11 protein-coding genes and 1 pseudogene are annotated in these 12,211 nt (G+C 53.9%); 6 read left to right on the top strand and 6 right to left on the bottom strand.

Annotated elements, in window-relative coordinates:
- Positions 1 to 100: 100 nt before the first annotated feature.
- Positions 101 to 232: pseudogene (locus GW591_RS24065) on the top strand (site-specific integrase); the annotation flags it as partial.
- Between the two features lie 105 nt (positions 233 to 337).
- Positions 338 to 1,273 carry a tRNA 2-thiocytidine(32) synthetase TtcA gene (gene ttcA / locus GW591_RS05495; RefSeq protein WP_112152468.1) on the top strand — a complete coding sequence of 312 codons (936 nt, stop codon included), beginning with the start codon at positions 338 to 340 and terminating at the stop codon, positions 1,271 to 1,273.
- 59 nt (positions 1,274 to 1,332) lie between these two features.
- Here the strand turns inward: ttcA and GW591_RS05490 are convergent, their stop codons facing one another.
- The 3 genes from GW591_RS05490 to GW591_RS05480 all read right to left on the bottom strand — a co-directional run bounded on the left by GW591_RS05490 (position 1,333) and on the right by GW591_RS05480 (position 4,292).
- On the bottom strand, positions 1,333 to 2,010 hold the full coding sequence (locus GW591_RS05490) for a hypothetical protein (protein ID WP_041673129.1): 678 nt from the start codon (positions 2,008 to 2,010) through the stop codon (positions 1,333 to 1,335).
- A gap of 283 nt (positions 2,011 to 2,293) precedes the next feature.
- Complete coding sequence (zntB, locus tag GW591_RS05485; RefSeq protein WP_013575379.1) at positions 2,294 to 3,277, bottom strand: zinc transporter ZntB; 984 nt, start codon at positions 3,275 to 3,277, stop codon at positions 2,294 to 2,296.
- A gap of 79 nt (positions 3,278 to 3,356) precedes the next feature.
- Positions 3,357 to 4,292 (bottom strand): LysR family transcriptional regulator, encoded by a 936-nt coding sequence (locus GW591_RS05480; RefSeq protein ID WP_013575378.1) that lies wholly within the window; start codon positions 4,290 to 4,292, stop codon positions 3,357 to 3,359.
- 113 nt (positions 4,293 to 4,405) lie between these two features.
- Between GW591_RS05480 and GW591_RS05475 the strand changes: the two genes are divergently transcribed.
- Complete coding sequence (locus GW591_RS05475) at positions 4,406 to 5,608, top strand: MFS transporter (RefSeq protein ID WP_013575377.1); 1,203 nt, start codon at positions 4,406 to 4,408, stop codon at positions 5,606 to 5,608.
- A gap of 64 nt (positions 5,609 to 5,672) precedes the next feature.
- Here the strand turns inward: GW591_RS05475 and GW591_RS05470 are convergent, their stop codons facing one another.
- Positions 5,673 to 7,307 carry an ABC transporter substrate-binding protein gene (locus tag GW591_RS05470; protein ID WP_166860228.1) on the bottom strand — a complete coding sequence of 545 codons (1,635 nt, stop codon included), beginning with the start codon at positions 7,305 to 7,307 and terminating at the stop codon, positions 5,673 to 5,675.
- Positions 7,308 to 7,452: 145 nt separating this feature from the next.
- Positions 7,453 to 8,430, bottom strand: coding sequence for an L-Ala-D/L-Glu epimerase (gene ycjG / locus GW591_RS05465; protein ID WP_013575375.1), 978 nt, complete (start codon positions 8,428 to 8,430; stop codon positions 7,453 to 7,455).
- Between the two features lie 136 nt (positions 8,431 to 8,566).
- Between ycjG and tpx the strand changes: the two genes are divergently transcribed.
- Positions 8,567 to 9,070, top strand: a complete 504-nt coding sequence (gene tpx / locus GW591_RS05460) for a thiol peroxidase (protein ID WP_013575374.1) — start codon at positions 8,567 to 8,569, stop codon at positions 9,068 to 9,070.
- 77 nt (positions 9,071 to 9,147) lie between these two features.
- Here the strand turns inward: tpx and tyrR are convergent, their stop codons facing one another.
- The gene (tyrR, locus tag GW591_RS05455; RefSeq protein WP_015689897.1) at positions 9,148 to 10,722 is read right to left on the bottom strand and encodes a transcriptional regulator TyrR; all 1,575 of its coding nucleotides are present in this window, start codon (positions 10,720 to 10,722) and stop codon (positions 9,148 to 9,150) included.
- Positions 10,723 to 10,977: 255 nt separating this feature from the next.
- Between tyrR and xthA the strand changes: the two genes are divergently transcribed.
- Together xthA and GW591_RS05445 are read left to right on the top strand one after the other, a co-directional pair.
- Positions 10,978 to 11,787: an exodeoxyribonuclease III gene (xthA, locus tag GW591_RS05450; RefSeq protein WP_013575372.1), complete on the top strand. Its 810-nt coding sequence runs from the start codon at positions 10,978 to 10,980 to the stop codon at positions 11,785 to 11,787.
- The gene (locus GW591_RS05445) at positions 11,787 to 12,188 is read left to right on the top strand and encodes a pyrimidine (deoxy)nucleoside triphosphate diphosphatase (protein WP_318644543.1); all 402 of its coding nucleotides are present in this window, start codon (positions 11,787 to 11,789) and stop codon (positions 12,186 to 12,188) included. The genes xthA and GW591_RS05445 overlap by 1 nt, the downstream gene beginning before the upstream one ends.
- The last annotated feature ends 23 nt before the right edge of the window (positions 12,189 to 12,211 follow it).

Genomic DNA, 12,211 nt, shown 5'->3' with positions numbered 1-12,211 from the left:
CTTGGCCGGAGATGACCGAAAGTACTTATGAACATCTGAAAGTTTATTTGTCCGTGACAACACCGAAAATAAGGGTCGCCTCTTCTTCCAGACCTGCAACTCCCTTTCCCCAAGCGGAGCATGCCGGAATGCTGCTATAAAACGCGCTGACATTTCACGGCGTAATCCGTATCATACGCGCCACACGAACGCATGCCGGATGCTGACTGCGGGAACAAACCCGCCTTTTATCATCGGCAGTTGGAGCATGAAAGCGACCCGACCGGTATGCTGAACAAGAAACTCGCGTTGCAGGTTTTCCCCCTGCTGCGCCACCAGACGAATCGAACATCAAAAAATGTCAGATAATCAATTAGTTAATAAAAAAGATCAGTACAACCTCAACAAGCTACAAAAGCGCCTGCGCCGTGACGTTGGGAAAGCAATTGCTGACTTCGGTATGATCGAAGAAGGTGATCGCATTATGGTTTGTCTTTCCGGCGGAAAAGACAGCTACACCATGCTCGAAATTTTGCGCAACCTGCAACAAAGCGCGCCGGTGAATTTTTCACTGGTGGCGGTCAATCTTGACCAGAAACAACCGGGGTTTCCGGCACACATCCTGCCTGAGTATTTAGACGCGCTGGGTGTGGAATATAAGATTGTCACCGAAGACACCTATTCCATCGTCAAAGATAAAATCCCGGAAGGCAAAACGACCTGTTCCCTGTGTTCACGTCTGCGCCGCGGGATTTTGTACCGCACCGCGACGGAACTGGGTTGTACCAAGATTGCCCTCGGCCATCACCGCGATGACATTCTGCAAACCTTGTTCCTCAACATGTTCTACGGCGGCAAGCTGAAAGGAATGCCACCAAAACTGATGAGCGACGACGGTAAACACATCGTGATCCGTCCGCTGGCGTACTGCCGCGAGAAAGATATCGAACGTTTTGCGATTGCGCGCGAATACCCGATTATCCCTTGTAACCTGTGCGGCTCGCAGCCAAACCTGCAACGTCAGGTTATCGGCGACATGCTGAAAGACTGGGATAAAAAATATCCTGGCCGCATTGAGACCATGTTCAGCGCGATGCAAAATGTGGTGCCTTCGCATCTCAATGACATGAATCTGTTCGATTTTAAAGGGATCCGTCATGGCGATGCCGTAGTCGACGGTGGAGATCTGGCGTTTGACCGTGAAGATATTCCGATGCAGCCTGTTGGCTGGCAGCCGGATGAAGATGAAGCGGCGGTGCCGGTTGAACGTCTGAACGTGCTGGAAATTAAATAATCTCCCGCGCAGCGTTCACTGTGAATCTTATAGCCCGCGCAATGCGGGCTTTTTGTTTATCAGGCTAGTGTGAACGTCTCCGTCCAGTTGTAATTAGTCATGACAAGGTTCACCGGCAAACTCAGCGAGCCAAAGTCTTTCTGCCGGTTTTCATGGAACCAGACACGCAGCGATTCAGGCAGATATTGCGCGCTGTAACGCAGCAAGGTGCTGTGCCAGAAGACTTGCGGGATTTCCGTGTTGGGGAATCGCTCTCTGATCCTGGCTGCCCACGGCGTATTCAGCAGATGCTCAACCAGCGCCTGTCTCACCCGCAAACTTTCCGCGTCCGGAAATCCCGCCAGCAGAAGCTGATCCGGTAAAGCCACCAGCCGCAAATCGCTGATCTGCATAACATGGCCACGGCAATACTGTTCAAAAATGCTGATCAGATCCGCGAGGCCTTCCGCGTCTTCAGGGCGGTCATACAGCGCCTGCGTGATGGCGAAAAAAGTGAAATGCATGCCGTTAACCTGCGCCACATCGGCCAGCGGATCCCCCTGCGCAGCGGTGGCTAAGTCTGCCAGTAACCCCGCCATCCGGGGGCCTGCGCGATGACCGCTGGTGATGGCAAGCCGCGTCGGGTGATAAAAAGGCTCAGTGCGGATTTCGCCCGTGTCGCGGTGGTTTTTCCAGATGCCGGATGTTTTAGTGGTCGTATTTTCATACGCCTGATGAATCATTTCCCGGGTATGCACAGCAATCTCCTGTTATGTCGAAAATAAGGCAGGCAAGCAAAAATGCCTGTACAGGCCTTCCGCAGGGGAGAAACCTTAAAAAAGATTGAGCGAAATCAACATTAGAATGGCTGAATCGGTGCAGTATCTATTCCGCAGGTGAATGCAACGTCAAGCGATGGGCGTTGTGCTCCATATTGTCTTATTTCCAAATTTTTAGAATTAATGCATAGCACAATTTAATTCGAACGACGCCGGTCTTATGACCGGCTTTTTTTTGGCTTTTTTTCAGCCAGTTAATGCTCTACAGCCACCGGCTTTTTTTCATCCACAGTGCGACACCACCGCCCAGCGCCAGCAGACAGGCACAGAAAATCCCGAAACCAAACGGCGAGGTATTGCCGGGAATACCACCCAGATTGACACCAAACAGACCGGTCAGAAACGTCGCAGGCAGGAAGACCATCGCCAGCAGCGACATGGTGTAAGTGCGGCGGTTCAGTGAATCGGCCAACAGTGAGCTGATTTCATCCGAGAGTACGGCAGTACGCGCAATGCTGGCATCCAGATCATCCAGTCCGCGCCCCAGCCGATCGGAAATTTCCTGCATCAGACGGCGGTCATCGTCATTCATCCACGGCAGGCGTTCACTGGCAAGGCGGGAGAACACATCGCGCTGCGGCGCCATATAGCGACGTAAAACGATAAGCTGTTTGCGCAGCAACGCCATCGCACCCCGCTCCGGCACCTGCTGCTCCATCAAATCATCTTCAATATCGATAATTTTATCGTGCAGATCTTCAATGAAATTACTGGTGTGATCGGTCAGCGCATCACAAATTTCCACCAGCCAGCGCCCGGTATTCCGCGGCCCGCTGCCTTGCTTCATATCCCCGATCATCTCTTCCATGGAAAACACTTTCCGGTGCCGCGTGGAGACAATCATTTTATCGGTGAGGTAGACGCGGATGGTGACCAGCTGATCGGGCCGCGCATCCGCATTAAGATTGATACTGCGCAAGGTGATCAGCGTGCCCTCGCCTACGCGCATAACTTTCGGGCGGACGCTGTCCCCGGCCAGTGCCTCGCGCACGGTATCCGGTAACACCGGCGTGCTGTTGATCCACTGTTCGCTGGCAGGAAGCGTGTAATCAAGATGCAACCAGCAGGGTTTATCTTCACTGGCGACACATAGCGGACTGATATCGTTCACGCCGCCCTGTCCGTCCATCTGGAAAGCATAAACGGCATCTGAAACCTGTAGTTCTTTTCCCTTGATGACTTCCACGACATTCCTCGCTTTTTCTTCGTTATCTGTTTTAAGTTTAGCGCTAAGTCTCTCAGTTTCGCGACATAACCGAGTGTTTCTACCCGCCGGGTGTCTGCATTTCGGCCAGTTCAGGCATCACGCCGCGCATCATTTCGAGGAATTTGCGCAGGCGCGCCGGATAATAACTGGAATACGGATAGACCAGATAAACCGGCAGCGGCAAGGCGTTCCAGCCGGGTAATACGCGCTGTAAACGTCCTTCGGCGATGTCTTCTTTGACGATCCACGCAGACACAATGCCCGCCCCTAATCCCGACAACGCGGCCTTACGCATGGCGTATAAACTGTCAGTCGCCATACGCGGCGCAATGTTGCAACTTTCCATTCTGCCGTCATTGTCATGTTTTAGCGTAAATTCGTTGCGGTAATACGTGCTGAAAGAAATCCAGGGTAATTTTGCCAGTTCGCTGACCCGGGTAACCGGATGCTGCCGCAGCAGTTCCGGCGTCGCCACCACAATACGTGGCACCTCGGCCAGCAAAATGGCCACCATCGACGGATCGGCAACATTCCCCACCTGAATGGCGCAGTCAATATCTTCAGAAATGAAGTCCGGCGTGCGGTCATTCAGCATCCAGTCGACGGAAAGATTCGGGTATCGCTGTAAATAACGGGTCAGCGGCGCGATCAGCTGGTCCTGTCCGAACGCATGCGGCGCACGCACCCGCAGGGTCCCCACCGGTTCATCACCCGCCCCGCTTAGTTGATCTTCCAGCGAGACCCAGCGTTCGAGTAATAATTTTGCCTGCTCATAACACCGCTGGCCGTCGTCGGTGAGCTTCATCGCGTGGGTGGTGCGCAGGATAAGTTTCGCGCCCAGCAGGCGCTCGAGTGACTGCAAACGGCGACTGACGGTCGGCTGGCTGGTGCTCAGTTGCGCCGCAGCCGCAGACAAACTGCCGCTTTCCACAATACGCACAAAAGTTTGCATCAGGTCGATACGGTCAATACCGCTGGTGACGGGTGTATTCATACGCCTCACGTATAACAGTTTTACCTTTCCGCAGGCTACCACTTATAACCATTCGGGTGAAGAATGCATTCCACGCACTTACGGCTACAAACTTATTATTCAGGGGTCACGTTATGTCAGAACTTACCAGCACATCCCATGTTGAGGGATCCGCCCTGTCGGGCAAAATCATTTTTACACTGGCCGCCGGTGCGGGGTTAAGCGTCGCCTCGATTTACTACAGCCAGCCGATGCTCGGCATTATGGGCGGTAATCTGCAAGCCAGCACCACGTCCGTCGGTCTGATTCCGACGCTCACACAGGCCGGTTACGCATTGGGAATTCTGTTTCTCATTCCGCTGGGTGACCGCCATGACCGCCGCACCATTATTCTGCTGAAAAGCATTTTACTGGCCGCTGCGTTGTTGCTGTGTGGTTTTGTGCCAGGCATTCACGGTTTGCTGGTCGCCAGCCTGATCACCGGTATCGGTGCCACCATGGCGCAGGATATCGTGCCCGCCTCGGCGCATCTGGCGCCAGCCGCACAACGGGGGAAAACGGTCGGCACAGTGATGACCGGTCTTCTGGTCGGGATTTTGCTTTCCCGCGTACTCAGTGGTTTTGTGGCCGAGTATTTTGGCTGGCGGGTGATGTATCAGCTGGCGGCGCTGAGCGTCGCGCTGATTGGCGTTGCGCTCTGGCGGGTATTGCCGCGTTTCAAACCGGATACGCGTATCAGTTATGCCGGTCTGCTGCACTCGATGTTTGGCTTGTGGAAAAACTATAAAACACTGCGTCATGCCGCACTGGCTCAGGGTTTGCTGTCCGTCGCGTTCAGTGCCTTCTGGTCAACGCTGGCGATTATGCTTAACGAACAGTTCCATCTGGGCAGCGCGGTGGCCGGGGCATTTGGTCTGGCGGGTGCAGCAGGGGCATTAGCTGCGCCGCTGGCCGGGGCGTTAGCCGATAAGAAAGGCCCGGCGCGGGTCACGCAAATGGGTTCTGCACTGGTGATGATTTCTTTTGCGGCGATGTTCCTGTTACCGCTGTTGTCACCGCACGCTCAGCTGGCGCTGATTGTGCTGAGCGCCATCGGTTTTGACTTAGGTATTCAGGCCACGCTGGTGGCACATCAGACGCTGGTGTATGGCCTTGAACCAGCGGCACGCGGCAGACTGAATGCCCTGCTGTTCACCGTGGTGTTTATCGGCATGTCAGCCGGTGCGGCGCTGGGCAGTAAAGCGCTGGCAACCGGTGGCTGGACGGGTGTGGTGGCGCTGGCAACGATTGCGGCAGGTGCGGCACTCTTGCTACGTCTGTTCAGCCGTAAAAACTGAAAGATGAGATAAAAGAAAAGCGCCCGCAGCTATTCACTGCGGGCGCTTTTTTACGTCAGAAATATCAATGTCTGAGGATGTACATTTCCTGACTGTAAGCCACATCCTCCGGGTTATTAATCGGATAGCCTTTCACCCAGGGTTTGATCAGACGGCCGTTGGTGTACTGATAAATCGGCGCAATGGGGGCCTGCCCGGTAATAATCTGCTCGGCTTTGTTGTAGTCATTATTGCGGCGCGCTTCGCTGGTTTCACGGCTGGCGTCACTGATGACTTTATCGTATTCCGCATTGCTGAATTTGCTGATGTTGCCGTTATGTGTGGACGTCAGCAGCGACAGAAACGTCGAGGCTTCGTTGTAATCGCCGACCCAGGACGCGCGGATCACATCGAAATTACCGGTGTTGCGGCTGTCGATGTACGTTTTCCATTCCTGATTCACCAGTTTCACATCGGCACCCAGCGTCTTTTTCCACATCGATGCCACTGCGATGGCAATCTTCTGATGGCTTTCCGAGGTGTTGTACAGCAGCGTCAGATGCAGCGGTTTTGACGGGCCGTAACCGGCCGCCGCCAGCAGGCTTTTCGCCTGTGCGTTCAGTTCTTCCTGTGAATATTGCTGCAGCTCACTTTCAACCGGTTTGAAGCCGTTGGTCACATCCGGCGTAAAGCGCCACGCCGGTTTTTCGCCCGTGCCCAGCACTTTTTCAGCAATAATTTTACGGTCAATGCTCAGTGAAAGCGCCTGACGCACCCGGACGTCGTCGGTCGGCGCACGGCGGGTATTGAAGGCGTAATAATAAGTGCCGAGCTGATACGGCGTGTAAACCTGCCCCGGCAAATCATGCAGCAATTTTTTGTACTGGTCTTTCGGGAAGGACTCGGTGATGTCGATATCATTGGCCAGATAACGTTTCGTGGCGTTGGATTCTTTGTTGATCGGCACGAAGGTGACTTTCGTCAGCACCGTGCGGGCATGATCCCAGTAATACGGGTTCGGTTCCAGCACCAGCTTTTCATTGACCACGCGGTCTTTCAGCACATACGCGCCGTTACCCACCAGATTGCCCGGTTTGGTCCATTCATCACCGTATTTTTCAACAGTGGCTTTATGCACCGGGAACAGGCTGAAATTCGCCAGCAGACTGACGAAATAAGGCACCGGTTTATCCAGAGTAACGCGTAAAAGCGTCGGGCTGACGGCGGTCACACCCAGTTTATCCACCGGCATTTTCCCGGCGATAATCGCATCCGCATTAGCAATGCCGGCCAGCCCGGCAAACCACGCGCCGGATGATGACCCTTTCGGATCCACCAGACGCTGCCAGCTATAGACAAAATCCTGTGCGGTCACCGGATCGCCGTTCGACCATTTGGCGTCTTTGCGTAAAGTGAACAGGAATACCTGATTGTTCTGGTTTTGCCAGCTTTCCGCCACGCCCGGAATATTTTTCCCGGTGGCGTCCTGATTCACCAGCCCTTCGAATAAATCACGCGCCACCTGCGCTTCCGGCAGGCCGACAACTTTTGCCGGATCCAGTGAGGCGGGTTCGTCTTTAATGTGACGGACAATTTCCTGTTTTGTCGCGAGCTGGGAACCGGCAGGAACCTGAGCGGCGATAGCCTGACTGGCAGTCAGCGCCGCCAGCACAGCGCATACGGAATACGATAAAAGCGGAAATGGATTTCCCTGCAGCATAAATTCTCCTGAACTGACAAAGGGCTACGCCCTGAAACATTCACGAGTTTTATCATTACCGGTAATAATTCCCTATAAGAAATCATTACAGATTTGCCTTCGCGCACAAAACCGCCGGGTTTGGTGAATAAAAAGCCGGGCGAAGTCAGTCCGAACCGGCAACGTCAATGCCACCGCAGTGAAATTTCATGGCCGGTTCGACGTCCTGAGCCAGCCAGGTCGGGCCATCAAGGTCAATAAACTTAGCCCCCGCCGTCAGCGGTAATGCTGCGCGAACCGCCCGTGACGTGCACAACATGCAGCCGAGCATAATCTCAAAACCCTGTTCACGCGCGGCTTCTGCCAGCACCAGTGCACCGGTGAGTCCACCGGTTTTATCCAGTTTAATGTTCACCATGTCATAGCGGTTTTTCAGCGCCGGTAAGCCTTCAACCGTATGACAGCTTTCGTCAGCGCAAATCGGCAGCGGGTGGATAAAGTTTTCCAGTACCGAATCCTCACCGGCAGGCAGCGGCTGTTCAAGCATCAGAATGCCGAGGTCAGCCAGCAACTGACAGCGAGCCGCCAGTCCGTCACTTTGCCAGGCTTCATTGGCATCGATAATCAGCGAGGCGTTCGGCACGGCGGCACGCACCGCCACCAGCCGTTCGGCAATCAGGCGGTCATCAAGTTTGATTTTCAGCAGAGTCGCCCCCTTTTGCTGCAAGGCTAGCGCCGCTTCCGCCATCGCTTCCGGCGAACCGATACTTACTGTCTGCGCCATGCTGATGGAAGGCAGCGGTTCAGTGCCGGTCAGTTGCCATAAATTCAGGCCACTGGTCTGGGATTCAAGGTTCCACAGCGCACAGTCCAGCGCATTGCGGGCGGCGCCTGCCGGAAGTATCTGTTGCAGTTTTTCGCGGCTGGCACCCTGTTCTATAGCGGTAACGACGCTGGCGATTTGTGCCATTACCGAGGTTTCGCTCTCGTCATAACGCGGATACGGCGTGCATTCCCCGACGCCGCGAATGCCGCTTTCTTCTATTTCGACCACCACCACCCGCGCTTCAGTGCGGCTGCCACGGGAGATCACAAACGGCGTATGTAACGGCCAGGCTTCAGGATAAAAGCGAACACTTCTCATAGCGTCTCCAATAGTGAAATGCGCCCTGCGGGATACAATCAATACATACAACTTATTAACAAATAATCTATATCCAACATAGCATTGTTCCCCTAAACTGAAAGCCGTTTGACTCAAATGGAAATAGGAAATAATCATGACCCAGACAGTACACTTTCAAAGCAACCCGGTTAGCGTTGCAGGCAAAATCCCTCAGAAAGGCGATGTTGCTAAGCCTTTCACCCTGGTCGCTAAAGATCTTTCTGATGTCAGCCTGAGCAGCTTCGCGGGCAAACGTAAAGTCCTGAACATTTTCCCAAGCATCGATACCGGCGTTTGCGCCACGTCCGTCCGCAAATTCAACCAACTGGCGGCTGACATCGACAACACTGTGGTGCTGTGCATTTCTGCTGATCTGCCCTTCGCACAGTCCCGTTTCTGCGGCGCGGAAGGCCTGTCCAACGTGATTACCCTGTCCACCCTGCGTGGCGGTGATTTCAAATCCGAATACGGCGTGGGCATTACCGATGGCGCGTTGTCCGGTCTGACTGCCCGTGCGGTTGTGGTGCTGGATGGTCAGGATAACGTGTTGTACAGCGAGCTGGTGAATGAAATCACCACTGAGCCTGACTATGAATCTGCGCTGGCTGTGCTGAAATAATCACTTCTTAGCAGATAAAAAAAAAGCAACGGCGTAATCCGTTGCTTTTTTATTGCGCATCATTTCTGAACCGGGAATTACTCGTCGCTGTCGCCCGTTTCGCCACGACGACTGCTGAGGCCATATTCGCGCAGTTTGTTAGCAATAGCCGTGTGTGAGACGCCCAGACGTTTCGCCAGTTTACGCGTGCTCGGATAAGTGCGGTAAAGCCGGGTCAGCACGGAGCGTTCGAAACGTTTGCTGATGTCGTCAAGCGAACCGTTCAGTGCTTCCTCACCTATCGTCACTTCAGCATCGAAGTCCGGCAGAACGATGTCCTGCGGGCGTAGCTCTCCGCCTTCCAGTTGCGTCAGCGCACGATAAATGGCATTTTTCAACTGGCGGACGTTGCCCGGCCAGCCGTAGTGCGTCAGGTAATTCGCCAGCTGTGAAGACAGTTTCGGACGCGGCATCCCCTGTTCATCCGAGAAACGCGCCACGAACAGTTCAGTCAGCGGCATCACATCCGCAGGACGGTCGCGCAGTGGTGGCAGTGTCAGGCTCAGCACGTTCAGGCGGTAATACAGATCCTCACGGAACTCGCCGCGCTGCACCAGTTCCACCAGGTTTTTCTGAGTGGCGCACATCACGCGGACATCCACTTTCACTTCGTGCTCTTCACCCACGCGACGGAACGTACCGTCATTGAGGAAGCGCAGCAGTTTGATCTGCATTCTCGGCGACATTTCACCGATCTCATCGAGCAGCACGGAGCCGCCGTTAGCCTGTTCAAAGAAGCCTTTTTTGCCTTCCAGCGCATTCGGATAAGCGCCTGCCGCATAGCCAAACAGCTCACTTTCTACGACGTCATCCGGCAGCGACGCACAGTTCAGACCGAGGAAAGGTTTTTTGCCGCGTGCACTGCGCAGATGGCAGGCATGCGCCAGTAAATCTTTACCGGTGCCGGTATCACCGACAATCAGCAGCGGCGCATCCAGCATGGCAAGTTTACGCGCCTGATCCAAAACGTGACGCATTTTGGTGCTGACTGCGACGATGTGGTCAAACTCACTGTCATCGTTAACAGTCAGATCCTGCAACTGACGTCCCATGCGGGCAGCCGATTTGAGCATGACGACAGCGCCGGCAATTCCGCCTTTTTCGTCTTCGTCATCCACATGTATTGGCGTGAGATCCATCAGGAAATCCTGGCTGCGGATCACAATACGTTCGGTGTGTGGCTGGGCATTTTCGCTTTCCAGCCAGCGCGTGACGTTGTAACCGGTGATCAGATTCGCTGCTGTCACATTGCGGATTTTGTCTTCATCAAGTTCAAACAATGCCATCGCCGACGGATTGGCCTGCTCGACCTTGCCTTTCATATCAATGGAAAAAACCGGTTCCGGCATGGAAACCAGTAAAGCGCGTAACGCACGATGCTCCCGTTCGGAAGGCATGAACGACACGGTACGGACGTCCGTCACGCCGTCGATGCGGCGGATTTCAGCCATCAGGGCGCGAAAAGTATCAAAATCCAGTTGGGAAAAATTCAGGTAAATACGGCCAATCGAGGCAATCTCGATACCGCGTAAATCAATACTGCGTAAAACCAGTAAATCGAGGAGTTCACGGGTGAGACCCAGGCGGTCTTCGCAAAAAACTTCCAGACGCATCAGTGTTGACCTTTTTCTGCCGGTGCGGAAATCGCTGCAGGCATAATACTCTTTCATGTACACCGGAAGAAGAGACTGTCACGAAAAGTTGACAAAATAATTCGCTGAATGACATCTGACTGCCATGATGATCGGGTAAGGATTTTGCTTTCATAGTGATTTCTGCTGACAGCATCCGGCACATGTTGGTTTCGCCATCCCGCCTTTTTCTGCTACTATCGCCCTTCTGATTTCATCGCCAAATGGTTCCCGACTATGAAGTTCGTCTCCTTTAATATCAATGGATTGCGCGCACGTCCACATCAGCTTGCGGCAATAATCGAACAGCACCAGCCTGACGTTATTGGTTTACAAGAAACCAAGGTGCATGACGATATGTTCCCGCTGGAAGAAGTCAGCCAGCACGGGTATCACGTGTTTTATCACGGGCAAAAAGGCCATTACGGCGTTGCCATGCTGACCAAGCAAGAACCCGTCGCTGTACGCCGTGGTTTCCCCGGTGATGATGAAGAATCTCAGCGCCGCATCATCATGACCGATATCGAAACGCCACAAGGCATTCTGACGGTCATCAACGGTTACTTCCCGCAGGGTGAAAGCCGCGACCATCCGACTAAATTCCCGGCAAAAGAGAAGTTTTACCGTGATTTGCAGGATTACCTGACCACCAGTTTGTCGGTGAACAATCCGGTCGTGGTGATGGGCGATGTGAATATCAGCCCGACCGATCTGGACATTGGTATCGGCGAAGACAGTCGCAAACGCTGGCTGCGCACCGGTAAATGTTCGTTTCTGCCGGAAGAACGTGAGTGGATGGATCGCCTGAAAGGTTGGGGTCTGATCGACACCTTCCGTGCCGCCAACCCCGACACCGCTGATAAATTCTCGTGGTTTGATTACCGCTCACGCGGCTTTGATGAAAACCGTGGTCTGCGTATTGATCTGATCATGGCGAGCACGCCGCTGGCCGCGCGTTGTATCGCCACCGGGATTGATTACGATATCCGCGGGATGGAAAGGCCGTCTGACCATGCGCCAATCTGGGCGACGTTCGACCTGAAGTAATGACCATGAAAACGATTGATGTGGTCGCCGCCCTGATTGAGCGCGAGGGCAAATTGCTGCTTGCCCGTCGGGATGCGTCCGGCGATCAGGCCGGTTTGTGGGAATTTCCCGGCGGCAAAGTCGAAGCCGGGGAAAGCCAGCCTGCTGCATTAGTGCGCGAGTTGCAGGAAGAAATGGGCATCACTGCCACGGTGGAAAATTTCATCGCTACCAGCGTTGTGCAACAGTCTGAACGGTTAATTCGTTTGCATGGCTGGCGGGTCAGCGGGTTTACCGGCGAGATTAGGTTACAGTGTCACTCTGAAATCTGTTGGGTAACGCCGGATGAGGTGCTGTCGTTTGAACTGGCACCGGCGGATATCCCGCTGGCACAAGCTTATCTGGCAAAATTTGCCGGTTAGCGATCATGGCAAATAAAAAGGCG

It is taken from the genome of Rahnella aceris (assembly GCF_011684115.1).
In the GTDB taxonomy this organism is placed as follows: domain Bacteria; phylum Pseudomonadota; class Gammaproteobacteria; order Enterobacterales; family Enterobacteriaceae; genus Rahnella; species Rahnella aceris.
The sequence above is the reverse complement of the archived record's forward strand: the minus strand, read 5'-3'. Positions and strand labels throughout refer to the sequence as shown.